At 31.0% G+C, this 13,772-nt stretch carries 25 protein-coding genes; 1 reads left to right on the forward strand and 24 read right to left on the reverse strand.

Annotated elements, in window-relative coordinates; all coding sequences use genetic code 11:
- Positions 1-36: 36 nt before the first annotated feature.
- The 18 genes from ACW5YJ_RS10270 to ACW5YJ_RS10355 all read right to left on the reverse strand — a co-directional run bounded on the left by ACW5YJ_RS10270 (position 37) and on the right by ACW5YJ_RS10355 (position 10,129).
- The gene (locus tag ACW5YJ_RS10270) at positions 37-585 is read right to left on the reverse strand and encodes a phage tail protein (protein WP_196583776.1); all 549 of its coding nucleotides are present in this window, start codon (positions 583-585) and stop codon (positions 37-39) included.
- A gap of 2 nt (positions 586-587) precedes the next feature.
- Positions 588-1,010, reverse strand: coding sequence for a DUF3168 domain-containing protein (locus ACW5YJ_RS10275; protein ID WP_196583699.1), 423 nt, complete (start codon positions 1,008-1,010; stop codon positions 588-590).
- Between the two features lie 11 nt (positions 1,011-1,021).
- Entirely contained in the window at positions 1,022-1,435 is a 414-nt protein-coding gene (locus ACW5YJ_RS10280) for an HK97-gp10 family putative phage morphogenesis protein (protein ID WP_196583777.1), read from the reverse strand.
- The gene (locus ACW5YJ_RS10285) at positions 1,422-1,757 is read right to left on the reverse strand and encodes a phage head-tail adapter protein (RefSeq protein WP_196583700.1); all 336 of its coding nucleotides are present in this window, start codon (positions 1,755-1,757) and stop codon (positions 1,422-1,424) included. The genes ACW5YJ_RS10280 and ACW5YJ_RS10285 overlap by 14 nt, the downstream gene beginning before the upstream one ends.
- Position 1,758: 1 nt before the next feature.
- Positions 1,759-2,055 (reverse strand): phage head-tail connector protein, encoded by a 297-nt coding sequence (locus ACW5YJ_RS10290; RefSeq protein ID WP_196583701.1) that lies wholly within the window; start codon positions 2,053-2,055, stop codon positions 1,759-1,761.
- A complete protein-coding gene (locus ACW5YJ_RS10295) occupies positions 2,055-2,348 on the reverse strand; it encodes a Rho termination factor N-terminal domain-containing protein (protein ID WP_196583702.1) in 294 nt (97 codons plus the stop codon). Before ACW5YJ_RS10295 ends, ACW5YJ_RS10290 begins: the two co-directional genes overlap by 1 nt.
- A 13-nt stretch (positions 2,349-2,361) precedes the next feature.
- Positions 2,362-3,294 carry a sugar-binding protein gene (locus ACW5YJ_RS10300; RefSeq protein ID WP_196583703.1) on the reverse strand — a complete coding sequence of 311 codons (933 nt, stop codon included), beginning with the start codon at positions 3,292-3,294 and terminating at the stop codon, positions 2,362-2,364.
- Positions 3,295-3,306: 12 nt separating this feature from the next.
- A complete protein-coding gene (locus ACW5YJ_RS10305) occupies positions 3,307-3,831 on the reverse strand; it encodes a phage scaffolding protein (RefSeq protein ID WP_196583704.1) in 525 nt (174 codons plus the stop codon).
- Between the two features lie 102 nt (positions 3,832-3,933).
- Positions 3,934-4,128 carry a hypothetical protein gene (locus tag ACW5YJ_RS10310; RefSeq protein ID WP_196583705.1) on the reverse strand — a complete coding sequence of 65 codons (195 nt, stop codon included), beginning with the start codon at positions 4,126-4,128 and terminating at the stop codon, positions 3,934-3,936.
- Entirely contained in the window at positions 4,091-5,083 is a 993-nt protein-coding gene (locus tag ACW5YJ_RS10315; protein WP_196583706.1) for a phage minor head protein, read from the reverse strand. Before ACW5YJ_RS10315 ends, ACW5YJ_RS10310 begins: the two co-directional genes overlap by 38 nt.
- Positions 5,046-6,455, reverse strand: a complete 1,410-nt coding sequence (locus tag ACW5YJ_RS10320) for a phage portal protein (protein WP_196583707.1) — start codon at positions 6,453-6,455, stop codon at positions 5,046-5,048. The genes ACW5YJ_RS10315 and ACW5YJ_RS10320 overlap by 38 nt, the downstream gene beginning before the upstream one ends.
- A gap of 12 nt (positions 6,456-6,467) precedes the next feature.
- Entirely contained in the window at positions 6,468-7,676 is a 1,209-nt protein-coding gene (locus ACW5YJ_RS10325; RefSeq protein WP_196583708.1) for a PBSX family phage terminase large subunit, read from the reverse strand.
- Positions 7,669-8,190 carry a terminase small subunit gene (locus ACW5YJ_RS10330; RefSeq protein WP_196583709.1) on the reverse strand — a complete coding sequence of 174 codons (522 nt, stop codon included), beginning with the start codon at positions 8,188-8,190 and terminating at the stop codon, positions 7,669-7,671. Before ACW5YJ_RS10330 ends, ACW5YJ_RS10325 begins: the two co-directional genes overlap by 8 nt.
- An 84-nt stretch (positions 8,191-8,274) precedes the next feature.
- Positions 8,275-8,526, reverse strand: a complete 252-nt coding sequence (locus ACW5YJ_RS10335) for a hypothetical protein (protein WP_457338141.1) — start codon at positions 8,524-8,526, stop codon at positions 8,275-8,277.
- A gap of 250 nt (positions 8,527-8,776) precedes the next feature.
- Positions 8,777-9,199, reverse strand: coding sequence for a DUF1492 domain-containing protein (locus ACW5YJ_RS10340; protein WP_196583778.1), 423 nt, complete (start codon positions 9,197-9,199; stop codon positions 8,777-8,779).
- A gap of 13 nt (positions 9,200-9,212) precedes the next feature.
- The gene (locus ACW5YJ_RS10345; protein ID WP_196583711.1) at positions 9,213-9,356 is read right to left on the reverse strand and encodes a hypothetical protein; all 144 of its coding nucleotides are present in this window, start codon (positions 9,354-9,356) and stop codon (positions 9,213-9,215) included.
- Complete coding sequence (locus ACW5YJ_RS10350) at positions 9,356-9,712, reverse strand: hypothetical protein (protein WP_457338142.1); 357 nt, start codon at positions 9,710-9,712, stop codon at positions 9,356-9,358. Before ACW5YJ_RS10350 ends, ACW5YJ_RS10345 begins: the two co-directional genes overlap by 1 nt.
- Before the next feature lie 255 nt (positions 9,713-9,967).
- Positions 9,968-10,129 (reverse strand): hypothetical protein, encoded by a 162-nt coding sequence (locus tag ACW5YJ_RS10355; protein WP_457338143.1) that lies wholly within the window; start codon positions 10,127-10,129, stop codon positions 9,968-9,970.
- 281 nt (positions 10,130-10,410) lie between these two features.
- Here ACW5YJ_RS10355 and ACW5YJ_RS10360 point away from each other — a divergent pair, with 281 nt between their 5' ends.
- Positions 10,411-11,034 (forward strand): hypothetical protein, encoded by a 624-nt coding sequence (locus ACW5YJ_RS10360; RefSeq protein WP_196583713.1) that lies wholly within the window; start codon positions 10,411-10,413, stop codon positions 11,032-11,034.
- 19 nt (positions 11,035-11,053) lie between these two features.
- Here the strand turns inward: ACW5YJ_RS10360 and ACW5YJ_RS10365 are convergent, their stop codons facing one another.
- The 6 genes from ACW5YJ_RS10365 to ACW5YJ_RS10390 are packed head-to-tail and all read right to left on the reverse strand — an operon-like array spanning position 11,054 to position 13,759.
- Complete coding sequence (locus ACW5YJ_RS10365) at positions 11,054-11,428, reverse strand: SA1788 family PVL leukocidin-associated protein (protein WP_457338144.1); 375 nt, start codon at positions 11,426-11,428, stop codon at positions 11,054-11,056.
- Entirely contained in the window at positions 11,428-11,580 is a 153-nt protein-coding gene (locus ACW5YJ_RS10370; protein ID WP_457338145.1) for a hypothetical protein, read from the reverse strand. The genes ACW5YJ_RS10365 and ACW5YJ_RS10370 overlap by 1 nt, the downstream gene beginning before the upstream one ends.
- A 42-nt stretch (positions 11,581-11,622) precedes the next feature.
- Positions 11,623-11,832, reverse strand: a complete 210-nt coding sequence (locus ACW5YJ_RS10375; protein ID WP_196583716.1) for a hypothetical protein — start codon at positions 11,830-11,832, stop codon at positions 11,623-11,625.
- Positions 11,810-12,010, reverse strand: a complete 201-nt coding sequence (locus ACW5YJ_RS10380) for a hypothetical protein (protein ID WP_196583717.1) — start codon at positions 12,008-12,010, stop codon at positions 11,810-11,812. Before ACW5YJ_RS10380 ends, ACW5YJ_RS10375 begins: the two co-directional genes overlap by 23 nt.
- Positions 12,007-12,918, reverse strand: coding sequence for an ATP-binding protein (locus ACW5YJ_RS10385; RefSeq protein ID WP_457338146.1), 912 nt, complete (start codon positions 12,916-12,918; stop codon positions 12,007-12,009). The genes ACW5YJ_RS10380 and ACW5YJ_RS10385 overlap by 4 nt, the downstream gene beginning before the upstream one ends.
- On the reverse strand, positions 12,908-13,759 hold the full coding sequence (locus tag ACW5YJ_RS10390) for a DnaD domain-containing protein (protein ID WP_457338147.1): 852 nt from the start codon (positions 13,757-13,759) through the stop codon (positions 12,908-12,910). The genes ACW5YJ_RS10385 and ACW5YJ_RS10390 overlap by 11 nt, the downstream gene beginning before the upstream one ends.
- Positions 13,760-13,772: the final 13 nt, after the last annotated feature.

Below are 13,772 nucleotides of genomic sequence, written 5' to 3' on the forward strand. Positions count from 1 at the left end.
CAAAATTTAAAAATAAAAAGGAGCTATACGCCCCTTTTATGCTCCAGTATCAGTTGATTTTTTAGTTCTTTCTTCAAATGATCCTTCATATTCATTCATGTTTTCAAACTCAACAGTTGTGCCAGCTTCGCTAGGATTTAACCATTCTTCTGGTAATTCATCTACTTCACCATCGGCACTATTAAATTTAACTTTAGCAGTAATTTCAATCTTGTCATCCTCGTCATCAAACGACCAATCATGTTCTTCAATTACTACATATGCAAAAGTTCCATGATGTTTACCATTTCGTTTTTGAACTTCCCAAATCCAAATTCGCAATTGTTTAAATAACTTAACTGATTCTTTTAATGCTTCTTGTCCTTTATCACCTGGCACTTTATCAACAGTTAGTTTTATTTCTTCCTCTACGCTATTACGTGAAAAGTCTTTTTTATCACCTTTAATCATTTCAGCTAAATCATTACTTATTGTATGACCACCTTCACCAAGGCTTGCTAGTAACACAGACTCTTCAATCGTTAATTTAGAAGCTAATTTCTTATCGGCAATTTGAATTGCTGCAATATACTTTTTCTGCAAAATATTCACTCTCCTTCATATCTTGTTTTATGTCTATATTTAAAAAGAAGCCGTAAAATGCCATGCTTTGTATACTGATCTATATCAGTAATAACTTGCTGGACACTTATACGACTTCTAATAAATTCATAATTAGGTATATCTAATTTTCTATTCACTACAAAGGCAATAAGACTAATAATTCTAGCGGCCTCATCACGATTATATGCTTGACTATATACATGAATAGTAATTGCTACATCTTCTTTCATACTATTTGCTGTTTCTTCGGGAGTAACATTAGTCTCTCCAACAACAATATATGGATAAACTGCATTTTTTTGTACGCCTTCATAAACTCTATGATCAACATGCTTATTAATTAATGGATGATTTTCTATTTTGTTATATAATCTTTCAAAGAGGTCAGGCTCAACCGATACCCACATGTTTAATCACCTCATCCAAAATACTTTCTAAAAAATTTCTCACCTTGGTCAACTGCTGGAAACCAAAAAGGCTGTGCCTCTTGGCCATATGTGGTATACCATTGACCATCGTCACCTTTATATGACCACGGTATTTTTTTAGCTCTTGAACCACCTGGTCCAGTAGCATAAATTCCAGTCCCAAATTCAACATAGACTGCATACTCTGCGCCAACGCTAATAACAGCGCTATAACCTCCATCTGTAAATTTAAAGTCTATACTTTCTTTTAAATAACCTAAATCTACAGGAGCTAATGCAACTGCAGCGTTATATATTATAAGTGTGGTTTTTGCTATACCTTTTTTAACCCACTCTTGCATATCTTTTTCGAATTTTTCTAGGTCTACGACTAATTTGTCACTACCATATTTAACTTTTGCCAGCCTTATACACCTTCAATCTTGTTAAATTCACTTCATTCATACCTCCTTGATCAGTGGGTTCACCAACAGTTTCATATAGTTTATCTTCAAATTTAAAAATTGATTCTCGATTTATTGGTATATGATAGGGTGTGTATAAATTTCGGTCATAAGACGCATCCATTTGATAAAATTTGAGTTGCTCACTGGTAGATGGCGTATCCATAAATCCATTAATTTTTGTCACTGAAATAAATTCTTTAGTTTGATTAGGGCGTTTACCAACTACTTCAAAATTGCCAATTTCTATTACATGTGGAAATTCATTTAAAGGATCAAACATACTACCACTTCAACTTTCTATATGTCATTAAAGGTTTATATAAAGTATCTGGTATCTCTGTAACAAAAGAATAACTGACTGACCCCATAGAACGACTAGATATATTTCCAGTTTCGCTATATTTGATACAGTCAGCTATAAACTTTTTAACTCCTGATGGGTATGGTGTTTTGAATTTATTATTACAATAATCTTCGGCAATACCCTTGTAAATTTTTATCATTGTTTCAATTTCCTCATCGTGAGAATGGTCATCTAATGGCTTTGAATTTAACAATTTAACCTCACTAGCGTCCATTAAGCATCACCTTTTAATGCATCAATAAGTTCTGCTTTTTTCATATCAGAATAACCTTCAATACCCTGTTTTTTGGCCACTTCTTTTAGCTCTGATACTTTCATACTAGAAAAGTCTTTTGCTTCTGAAATAGGCTTAATTAAAGATACTCGTTGCCTATTTTCATCTGTAGACAACTCTCTTAATCGCTCATCAGTCACTTGCAATCCATCACGAGGGAAAATATCGCCAACATTGTATTCATAGTCATTGTCTTGTAAGTCGGTAAAGTATTTAATAACTTCATACGTCATTATTACTCACTCCTTATGCTCCTGTATCTTCTGCACTTACCTTTTTAGCATGTGCATCTAAACCATCACGTTTAGTCTCTACCTCAGTTCCACCGATAGTATAAATGAATTTTTGTAAGTGTTGAGGTACAAAAGCACCTGTATAGATTAATTGCTCTGCCAAAGTTCCAAACATACCTGGAACATTTGAATTTAATTTTGCTAAGTTGGCTTGAATTGGAGACGCCATAACTTCACCAACGATTGCCATAGCTTCAACACCTTGTAAAACTTTTGATGGAACTTTTACCACTAAGAATCCATCTAATTCACCTTGAATTCCCTTACCTAATACTTTTTGTTGAGTATCACCTTGTGGTAATCCAACAACATATTTTTTAATGGATTTATAATATTTAGGTGCTACAAATAAAATACGATTTTGCGATGCATTAATTTCATCTAACTCAACTGAAACATCTAATACTGCATCATAATGTGCATCTTCTTCTGTTCCTAAAGCTATATGCTTAGCTTTATTACGTGCTAAAGTAGCAAAACGTAAGTTGTCTAAATATGGCGCCACAACTTCTGCGGCTTGTTTTGCGACAACGTAATCAATGTCAATATTACCTTCTGTATCTCGTTTATCTAATGCATCTACAAAACGACCCCAATATTTTTCTTGGTCTAAGAAATAAGTAGTTTCTTGAATTTGTGGGTGATCCCATTCATTTTGTGCATTTCGTTCATAATCTTTTAATTCAGATGTATCACCTTTTAATACAGTAAATGAACGACCTTCCATAAATATTGCATCATTACTAATAATCGCAGGTGATGAATATGAATGTGCAGCAGTTACTTTTTCAATAATTCCAATATGCTTGTTCTTTAGTAAAGTTTCCCCAGGCTCGACTTTAGTTTGTTCTGCAAAATACTGTAAGTTAAGTTTTAATTTTTTCATTATTTACCACTCCTATTTTAAAAATTCTGTCCATTGTTCAGTAGGTTTTTCCGGTTCAGGATTACCACCATCTATAGGTGAACGTCCCTTAGGTTTGTCAGCTCCGAACAAATGCGTGTTTTCTTCTTTGAAACTTTCTAAACGTTTGTCTAAACCTTTTACTGATCCATCGTCTTGTAATTCCAGGCCTTCTTTATCAATAAGTTTTAGAACATGATCGGTATTAACAGCATCTTTTGCCACTGCAACTTTAATAGCATTATCTAAGCGTAACTCTTTCATTTTTGATTCATATTCAGAGTTAGTGTTTTTGTACTCTTCAAGTTGCTTTTCTAATGCTTCTTTATTGTTGGCCTTAGATTCTAAGTCAGTAATTTGTTTATCACGATTAGAAATTTCTTCGTTTGCTTTATCAAGCTCTTTTTGAGCTGAATCAGCTTTGTCTTTAGATTCTTTTAATAAATCGTTATGCTTATCAATTATTTTATTAACGATTTCATCATCAAGACCTAAATCAATTAAAAATTTTTTGTCCATAATTAAATACTCCTCTCATATCTATTGGTGTGGATTTTGCACCTTTTAACGCCTTGAGCATATTTGGGCATAAAAATAACTACTACACACTGTGCAGTAGCTTTAATCGCTTATTTCGGGTCTAAAGTTTACCAATTCTTTACTTATTATTTCTGTATCTGCTTCATTGCTAATAGTTATATTTACTATTGGTTCTTTTAAAATTTCACTTATTTCAGTTAATAATGATTTAACCTTTTTTAATTTCTCAATACCTTCATCAGCATCTACAATTACTTTTAACTTTACTTCTTTCATTATTCACCACTCCTTTTGTTTTTTCCCACTCTGAATAAGTCATGAATGGTATTACTTCGGTTTTATCATCATCTTTTCTAACTCTCATTACTGTTGGCAATTCATCTTCATCAATGTAATAAAGTAATTTACATCGACAATTTATGTTTTCTCTAGCACTTTTAATCCCTACAAATAATTTAGGCGCTTGGCCAATACAACCGCTAGAATGAAAGTTATTTTCAATAGGTATCGCTTTGCCATCAAGATGGCGATGTGTGTCACGTGTTCTAGTACCTTTTGTAGCAAACCATTTCTTTTTCATATCTAAACCATTATTTTTAGCAACTTTAGCACTATCAAGTCCAGCTTGTGACATTGCTCTGCCCGCTTCTGTACGAGCCACTCTCAATGATTGAGCCTTTGTCATTCCAATATCTTCACGTAATGATTTAGCTATTTTCGCATATCCTTCACCACTCATAATACCCTGTGTAATGTTTATACGAATTCTTTTAATAACTTCATTACGGTGTTTCTGTAATGTGGGAACCAATTTTATAAATTCGATTGGTTGCTCTATTGCACTTACAATAACTTCAGGACTAGGAATATCAAACTGCATTAGTTTTTGTGATGCCATTTCATATAGGTAAAGACTCATTAAATACTTTTTGATATAACTATTTTGTTGTGATTCTTGTATGGTTTTAATTACTTCTTTATAGGCACCGTTTAACATTTCTGCTATTCGTATAAGTTCTTTGTTAAGTCTGTTATATTTGTTAAATTCAGTCCATGTGGCATGTGGTGATTCTTGCTGATACTTTTCAAATAACATTGCTATAGTTTGTTGAATTACTTTTAATCTTTTAGCAAATACTATTTCTATTTCACTTTCAGCTTGTCGTTGGATTAATTCGATATATTCATCTATATCACTTTGATTCGTTATCTTCGGATTCTTCTTGTTCATTTGAACCCTCCTCAATATCACCAACTTGTTTATTAAATTCCATTTGTTCTTTTTGTAACCTTTGTAATTCTGCTTCTAAATCTTCAACAAATGGATGATTTTCAATAACCGTTTCATGACTAACTATCCCCATAGAAGATTGTGCCATTTGTACTTGTAATTCTGTATTTGCGACTTTGTTATAATTAAAACTTATATCTATATCTTTACAATCAACTTTTAAATTATGATGTTCAATTACATACCAAAGTAACTCTTGGATTGCTACTTTTGTTTTACGAGCCAACTTGTCAGCTTTTAAATTTAAATTAGTATATAAAAATTCTAATGCAACGCCACTAGGTGCAGAACCAAATTTATCGGAACTAAAATCAACTGCTTGGCCAAATAGCATTATATTTTCATATAGCATTTTTAAATATTTTTCCGTATTTTCAACAGGTACTTTTATCTCTATTGTATCGACGCCACCGTCAACATTACTTACTTTAATAGCACCATAATGACGCATATTTCTTTTAAACTCTGATAAATTAGTTTCATCATAATTCGTTAATACATATATTAATTCATTCGATTCTTTAAACATATTTGCTGTATCGGATAAACGCCTATTATATGCATCGACCTGTGTCTTATACATGAATAAATCTGAACGTTCAGCGTCATTATTCTTAAATGGTATAAACGGTATACGTCCCCATGATCCTGTACTGAAATGTGTTTCTTGACTGTTTAAATTACGTGAGTAATCTCTTATTAAACTCCCATTATCATAAATATAATAATTAATGAATGTTTCATCCCAATACTCGACTTTCATTTCATTGTCTAATTTATAGAAACGTATAAATGCTTCCAATTCTTCATGTTCTCTATCTTTCCATATTGGAACTCCTTGTTCAGCTGGTACTCTAAATAACTTTAATTCTCCCTCTTCGTCAATATAAGGATGAATCCACTCAATACCTTTATTACTTGCACCAGTTAATACACTATGTAACTTGTCATCAAATCTACTTCCTAATGCTAGGTTGATTTGCTCTATTATATTGTTATCTGTGTATTTAAATTCGATAGGCTTTCCAACTAAATAAGATACTTTTTGGTCTACTAAATTTGCATGAAAATTAGTGATTAATCTATCATCTGGCTTTAATGGGTCGACTTTTCCTGTTGCATCTTTTGAAGGTGGCTCTCTAACAATATCTGGCTCTTGATCATAATATTTTTGGCCAATTTCAAAGTTTGGTATTTTGTTCTGATGCGCTTTAATATATCGTATAATCATTTCTTCTAAAGTTTCAGGTTTATTATTACTTTTAATAATGTCATTAAATATTTCTGTCTGTGTCGGTTCACTTGGATACAAAATATCTCCTCCTTACTTAAAACCAGTTCCTGAACCTTTGCTAGATGTATAAATTGCATATCTTAAAGCATCTAAACAATCATCATTAGCTTTTACTGGTTCATCTTTTTTGTCGTCCCATACATAGTTATATATTTCATCTTTAAACAATTTAACTTTGTCCTCTATAATAAATAACTCATTAAGTTTAAATCCTCTAGCAACTACTTCTATTCCAGATAATTTTGATTTATCCGCATACCTAGCTTTTATACCTTCTTTACCAAATCTGTTTATGTGTTCAGTTCGAGCTGTATCACAATAAAATAAGATATTTCCATGTCGCTCTATGACACCTTTTGCGATTTGTACCCAATCATCGATTTCTTTATGTTGATAGGCATGTTCTTCAATTAGATATCTTTTACCTTCCATATCTTCTGCAACTACAACGATTGATCCATGATGTTCATATCCCCAGTCCACACCCGCATATTTCTTTTTAATTTGTTTTTGGTTATATTGTTCTTCAGTGATGTAGTGTATTTCTTCGTTAAAATCTTTATATACAACACCTTCAGCCGCTACCCACTTTCCGTAAATATCTCTATCGGTAAACATGCCTGATGGTGTACTTGCTATTATTGATTCAACATATTCACTATCTAAAAATGTATTATCAAATAAAGTGAATTGGAATGCTTTTATGTTAAGTCTGCCATTAGATAATGTTTGGCCAGAGTTATCAATATAATCTTTTTTTACTGGATGCATTGGGTTTTCGGGGTTTGTATCGACTAATATTCTTGCACCTTTATAACTACAACGAGAAAACACCTCTTTAATAAAAGTGTCATGTAATGCTGTACCTTCATTAAGAAATGCTCCAGCTGATGTAAAACCACGGGCTTTTTTCCATGAATCTGCATTTTGGCCGTCAAACACATAAACTTTATTTCCAAATATTTTAACTGCATTTGATTTATCTAACTTAAGTTCTTTGCCAAGTATTAATTCCATATCATCTAACACATTACGGCGAATAGATGCTTGAGTAGCACCACCTATAATAAAGTTCAATCCTTTGTTCTCATAACCAGCTATGTGCATCAAAAAAAGCAGTATAAACACATACGTTTTACCTGCTCGCTTAGCTCCACTTGCTATTAAAATTTTAGGTCGTTCATTTATAAAACAATTCCATACTTCTTGCTGTTTTGGGTTTAATACTTTATCAATCATCTGAACCACCAGCTAATTTAATAAGTGCTTTAGCAATTTCAGATTCTTGATTATTATTCTCTGCACTATCCATTTTTTCAATTTTCTTCTGAAGCATTTGTATTTCTTTTTCAAGTTTTTCATTAGCTAAACGACCATTTAAGATGCCATGAACTTTTAATATATGTTCTATAGATCGTTGACGTTCTTCAATTCTAGGTGTAATGGTATACGTAACTTCTTTATCAACTTCATCAGTTAAATTATCATATATCTTTGTATATAACTGTTGATGCTCACCTCGAGCTATTGATGCAGATATCGCTAACGCTTCAGTAACACTCATCAAACTCTCTTCTTGAACTTGTTCAATGCGTTCTTTAATATATTTTTTAATTGTAGTATTTTGTAGTAGTTTAGTTGCGTTTGTATTAGCTTTGTTTTTTGAATAACCAGCTTTAACATAGGCCTCTGTAGCATTCCCACTTTTAATATACTCATCAGCAAATCTTTGTCGTTTTACTGTTAATTTCATTTCATTGAATCACCTTCTTATGCTAATTTGTTTGTTAAATTTATACATAAAAAAACGCTTGCTCATGGCAAGCGTAATATTAAACTAAAAATGTTTAATTGTATTATTTTTTCTTTCTGTTGCTTTTGTTTCAATAATGTTTAATTGCTTATTTATAACAGCTTTTTCGTTTTGTTCATCCAATGGTTCCATTGAAATAATATCACCTAAAGAAGCAATCGAATATTTTTTCCATGCCAATTTATTACTTAATGATTTTGCAATATCAACTTTAATAACATGTTCTGGTGACTCATAGTAATAACTTTCTATAATTTCAAGTTTATTATATTCCATACTCTTTCCCCTTTAATTTATTTTGACTTACACAATTATAATACTTTATTATCAAGTTTATAGCTACACTTTATTTAAATTAAAAACCTACCCAGGTCGTAGCTGGATAGGTCAAAGGGGTGTTAATTAAATGCATAAGTTTTTAGGGGGTAAACCAATGCAAGTTTTTACATGCATTATAAACTATAGCTGTTTACATATATCATAATAATACATTTTAGGTATCAAAAACTGTCATTTTACTGTCAATTTATAATTCACCTAATTCTTCAGCGAATTTTAATACAATTTTCTTTTTTATTCTATGGCCTGTACTTTCGGATATATGTATATCACTACATACATTAACAAACATTTTTTGATTGAAGTAATACTCCTGAATAAATTCACGCTCTTTTCGACTTGATGTATTAATTACACGTTCAATGGCTCTTTTGAATTCCAGTATTTTATTTCTTCTTATATCGCATAAATAATTAGTTACGACCATTTCTGTTTTAGAATGTTTAGAAGGCACAAATTCCCCACCGATATTAGTGTCCGTTCTTATCCATGGATTCATTACTTCCTCTTTTAGATCCTTCAACTGTTTATGGTAATTTGGATAATCAACAAGTTCATCTTCTAATTTTCTAACCGTTGATAATTTTAAGCCGTATTTCTTTTTGCTCATCATCACCTCCTCCTTATTTCTCAAATTGTTTTAATCTATTCTCAAGTAATTGCTTTTCATACTCTCTCGCCTCAAGTTGTCCTTTCAATTTACTATTTTCTGAAACAAAACCTATGATTAATAGTAATAAAAATATAATAATTATCACTAACCACATTATCGTTTTACCTCAAACTTTTCTGAACCTTTTTCTTCAATAACAACATCACTATTCATGACTTGAACACGTTTACCATCAATATTAATTACTAATACTCCACCTTCATTATATTTAGTTCTAACATTCTCACCCTTGTACTGTTTAAGTACATCACCTGTTTTACTGTATATAGTCACAGTTCGCTTTAATCCTTTAGTGTCACTTTCAAAGTCTTTAGCTCGGTCATCAAACCACGTACTCCTCCTAATGAAAATGTTAATGCTAATAATGGAATTAATAGTAGTTTTTTCATAGTTTCCCACTCCTTTAATATTGGTATAAAACCCTATAAAATAAATATGTGTATTAGACATTGCATTGTTATCACTCCTAAATTCATGTAGAATATTATTTTATAAATTAATTTTTTAGGAGATAAAAATGAAAAAAAACTTAAAAGATTTATTTCTAACTGATTTAGGTAATAAAATTGAAAAAATCACAAAATCATTTCTAGTTATTACTATCGTAGTTTGCTTTTTATACGTATGTGTTTCAACCTATACCAAGTTTCCACAGATACTCATGAAAACTGAAGGTAGTAATTTAGGTTTACTTTTAAAATCACTTCAAGATAATTGGTTTTTATCATTTTTACTATCATTTCTAGTTACATATTTAATTTTCATTTTCTGGATGCTACTCATCTTAATTCTTAATTTCAACCACACCATAAAAATTTTAAAAATTAGTTTACTATGCTCGTTAGGTGTATTCTTGATAACATTCATTTTTGTATTTATATTAGCTTCTACAACCCCCTCAAATAACACGATTGTTTTCAGTGCTTTATCAGCTATTGGCGCATCTATAAGCTTTTGTTATACTGTTTTCAATAATAACAAGGGGTAGTTTAATTTATCTCTTGTTATTTTATTTAGAAATTCTCCATCTAAACTTAATATATTAAGTGTGAATGTCATTTGCTTTAGCTCAATTAAATAACCATATCTATTAATTTATTACCTTAATATCATTTAAATTAAATTTCTTATTCCAAGGAGCCCTACTATTGATTAAACATACAAAAGCAACTTCAAACAAATATTATAATTTAAAGAATAAAGAAAAAATAATTTTAAATAGTGATCAAAACCAATATTCAAGCATCAATTCCACAAAAGAAAATACTAATATCTTAGATAAAATTCAAAAACCCTATAGATATAGTAAATGGTCTATGTTTTTAATATGCATTTTATTATTTGTACTTAATGTTAGTGTTTTATTTAATTCTATTGTCAACAGTAAAAGTACTTTGCCCATTGATTATATAGCAATTTCATTAACTACTATTACTTTAATTAATGGTAATCTTATCCCTAAGTTATATAACTATTTCGTCAATGTAAGTAAAGAACAATATTATAATAAATTTAAAGATTATGAAGAGACAGAACCAATTAAAATTAAACTTTGGGAGAGTGAAATTCAACTTTTTTCTTATATGACAATCTTTTTTTCTTCTTTTCCTTTTTTATATTTTGTTATAGGAAGCTATGTTTCTCAATTCTTAACACAAACTATGACTTTTTTAGCATTATTATTTTTAATAATATGGGTTTTTTACAAATTTAAAAAAGCAAAATTTAATTTCTTAATGTCAATTCTTCACTTTTCAAAACGAAATAAATGATTCATTTTCTTACATTTAGTCAATCGTTTTCATAGTTACTTACATTTTTAGGATATATATCATTTACTATCATATCTTGCACATATTGACTTCTTGGATGTACTTGTGGAGTACCATTGTATAGCCATGGTTTTCTTTCTCTTTTTTGTTTTTCTTCCAAAATCAATGTGTGTAATTTTTTGTTATGTGCTATGCAAGTGACTTTTCTCTTTTGTTCATTTTCTCTAAATTCTTTTATCTTCATACCAACTGGCACATTTACTGATTCAAATAATGACCAACCTAAGTCAATTCTTCTGCATAATAGAGCCATAGATACTTTATTTTTCTGAAGATGTATTTTCATTTCTTTAGTTAAAGGATATTCCTTACCTTTTACTTTGAATTGATGCATTAGCATTTCTCCTCTACGTTTTCTATTCCTAAAACTGTAGCGTCTGTATAATCATTTTCATGTTCAAATAAATTATCTACTATGCGATCTATAAAATTTTGTCTAGTTTCGTATTTTCCTTGTGCAGCCTTAATTCGCTTTTCGAATTCCACTGTATATCTAAGAGTTATTGTTTCTTCTGACAAAGTAATCACCTACTTTATGTACTCAAACATACATGTTTGATATTCTTTTGTTAATTTATCATTTTGAATAAATGTGTTTAACTCATCTTCCGTAAGTTTCCAATGTTTTCCTGAATAAAATGTTCGTTCCACACCCGTAAGTTCATATAGTCCATTAGGACATAAGGTCACATGCAACATTAGCATTCCATTTCCATCATACAAACCGAACTGTTTCATTTGAATTCACCTCGTAATCGTAAATACCATTTCTTGTTTCTCTTTCTAACTTTTTTTGAACTAATAAATTATCTAACTTATAAATATCATCATCAGCATAATCAATTAATTTTTGTACATATGCATCCGACAAACCTGGAACATTTAAATAAGCTCTGACATAAGCTTTTGTAATCATCGAATCACCTTCAAGTTTTTCAATCTGTAATCTATACCGCTCATTTCAAGTACAGTTGCATTTTTTATCATTCTGCTAAATATCCGTTCTGAATCTAGACCATTCGTCATTTCCTCTAGCCTTAAATTCGTGGTTATAATATTATGCTTATCTACACGACTTTCTAGAATTTGGAAAAGTTTCCCCATTCCATAGTCATTAAACTTAATTCCATAATCATCAATTACCATTAGGTCAACACTTTTTATTATTTTTAAAAGTTCTGATTCGTGCTCACTAGAATTATTGCTATATGTGCTTCTGAACATCGAGATAGCATCTTGAACATTCAAGAATAAAACTGTATATCGCTGCTTCATTATCTCTTTAGCTATTGACATTGCTAAGTGAGATTTTCCTATCCCACAAGATCCAGTGAGGATTAGTGACTGCTTGTTATTTAAGTCAAAGTTCTCTACATACCGCTCACAGATAGCCTTTGCTTTTTGTTGTATCTCATTTGCTGGTATGTATTCATTGAAAGTTGCTTTTTTAATTTCATTGTTTACGTGAGAATACTTGAACATACGTTTAATTTTTTGGCTCTCTATTGCATTTTTACGACGTAGCTTTGCTTCTCTCAATTGCGCATTTGATTCACACGTACACCCGTCTTTATATTCATAACCACTCGCAAATTTGTAGTAGTCGTACTTGTGCTTACACTTCTCACAGGTAAGCCCTAATTCCTCTACAACCACTCTGCTTATTTTAGGGTTGTTTTCTCGAAGTTTCTTTGCGACATCGGCTATTTTCGTCATTGGAGTAACGCTTTGGTTCATGATGTTTCGGTGATATTCTTTTTTTCTGTCATCAACGTATTTTCTTAATTCTTCACGCTCTGCATGACTCATAGTTTCACTGTCCATTTCGCGCCTCCTCAATCACTTTAAGATAAGGATTATCACAATCTTTTTTCTCGCTAGTATTTAAATTTTGAGTATTAATTAATGCTTCAACATCACTCAATGACTTCACGCCTTTTTGATACCAGCGTTTAAGTATGCCGTTGATGTAATTCCAACGTTTAGAATTATTACTTACTGCAATCTCCATTGCTTTAATAACAATTTCATCTGCATCATTTGGGAATTCATCAATCCATGCATTAATTTGATCAACAATATAGGGCTGTAAGTTACCGAAGCCGTTTTGTTGGAAAAAGTCATACGCCAACACCTTGGGGGGACTACTGTAAATTTCACAATCTCCTATACTCCTGTCTTTATTACTCATATCTAGTTGTGGTTGTTTCTTTTCATTCTTCTCATTCTTTACATTCTTCTCATTCTTGTTTGTGTGCTTTTGTGATGCATCTGTGTCGCTTTCGTGATGCTTTTGTGATGCTTTTGTGATGCTTTTGCGTCGCTTTTCTGAATCTCTACTTTGATAAAACTCATAATTGACAACGGTTAAGAGCGTCTTTTTTGTGTCGCTTTTTGTTGTTAACATGCCGTCGCTTTCTAATGTTTTCAAATACATTTTCACCTTGTTATTCGACCAAGACCATCTTTCACAAAGTTTTCTAATACTAATGATTTTTTGTCCACGTTTAACTAAAATTAATTCTTTACCTAACAAGACTTTTTTATCCTCATGATTAACCATTAATAAAATGTCTAACCATGCTTCAAAACGAGAAAACTTTCTTTTTTCTTCATACAACCAATGTTCTCTTAACGACCTATGAACTTTTATCCATCCGGTCATGTTTTCTCACCTC

This window comes from Staphylococcus sp. mip270_02 (genome assembly GCF_054031535.1).

Bases quoted from the DNA above. Each gene is read 5' to 3' on its own strand.
- ACW5YJ_RS10275 (WP_196583699.1), bottom strand. From the start codon at position 1,010: ATGTGGGTATCGGTTGAGCCTGACCTCTTTGAAAGATTATATAACAAA.
- ACW5YJ_RS10285 (WP_196583700.1), bottom strand. From the start codon at position 1,757: ATGTTTGATCCTTTAAATGAATTTCCACATGTAATAGAAATTGGCAAT.
- ACW5YJ_RS10290 (WP_196583701.1), bottom strand. From the start codon at position 2,055: ATGGACGCTAGTGAGGTTAAATTGTTAAATTCAAAGCCATTAGATGAC.
- ACW5YJ_RS10295 (WP_196583702.1), bottom strand. From the start codon at position 2,348: ATGACGTATGAAGTTATTAAATACTTTACCGACTTACAAGACAATGAC.
- ACW5YJ_RS10300 (WP_196583703.1), bottom strand. From the start codon at position 3,294: ATGAAAAAATTAAAACTTAACTTACAGTATTTTGCAGAACAAACTAAA.
- ACW5YJ_RS10305 (WP_196583704.1), bottom strand. From the start codon at position 3,831: ATGGACAAAAAATTTTTAATTGATTTAGGTCTTGATGATGAAATCGTT.
- ACW5YJ_RS10310 (WP_196583705.1), bottom strand. From the start codon at position 4,128: ATGAAAGAAGTAAAGTTAAAAGTAATTGTAGATGCTGATGAAGGTATT.
- ACW5YJ_RS10315 (WP_196583706.1), bottom strand. From the start codon at position 5,083: ATGAACAAGAAGAATCCGAAGATAACGAATCAAAGTGATATAGATGAA.
- ACW5YJ_RS10325 (WP_196583708.1), bottom strand. From the start codon at position 7,676: ATGATTGATAAAGTATTAAACCCAAAACAGCAAGAAGTATGGAATTGT.
- ACW5YJ_RS10330 (WP_196583709.1), bottom strand. From the start codon at position 8,190: ATGAAATTAACAGTAAAACGACAAAGATTTGCTGATGAGTATATTAAA.
- ACW5YJ_RS10335 (WP_457338141.1), bottom strand. From the start codon at position 8,526: ATGGAATATAATAAACTTGAAATTATAGAAAGTTATTACTATGAGTCA.
- ACW5YJ_RS10340 (WP_196583778.1), bottom strand. From the start codon at position 9,199: ATGAGCAAAAAGAAATACGGCTTAAAATTATCAACGGTTAGAAAATTA.
- ACW5YJ_RS10345 (WP_196583711.1), bottom strand. From the start codon at position 9,356: ATGTGGTTAGTGATAATTATTATATTTTTATTACTATTAATCATAGGT.
- ACW5YJ_RS10350 (WP_457338142.1), bottom strand. From the start codon at position 9,712: ATGTCTAATACACATATTTATTTTATAGGGTTTTATACCAATATTAAA.
- ACW5YJ_RS10355 (WP_457338143.1), bottom strand. From the start codon at position 10,129: ATGAATGTTATCAAGAATACACCTAACGAGCATAGTAAACTAATTTTT.
- ACW5YJ_RS10365 (WP_457338144.1), bottom strand. From the start codon at position 11,428: ATGCATCAATTCAAAGTAAAAGGTAAGGAATATCCTTTAACTAAAGAA.
- ACW5YJ_RS10375 (WP_196583716.1), bottom strand. From the start codon at position 11,832: ATGAAACAGTTCGGTTTGTATGATGGAAATGGAATGCTAATGTTGCAT.
- ACW5YJ_RS10380 (WP_196583717.1), bottom strand. From the start codon at position 12,010: ATGATTACAAAAGCTTATGTCAGAGCTTATTTAAATGTTCCAGGTTTG.
- ACW5YJ_RS10385 (WP_457338146.1), bottom strand. From the start codon at position 12,918: ATGGACAGTGAAACTATGAGTCATGCAGAGCGTGAAGAATTAAGAAAA.
- ACW5YJ_RS10390 (WP_457338147.1), bottom strand. From the start codon at position 13,759: ATGACCGGATGGATAAAAGTTCATAGGTCGTTAAGAGAACATTGGTTG.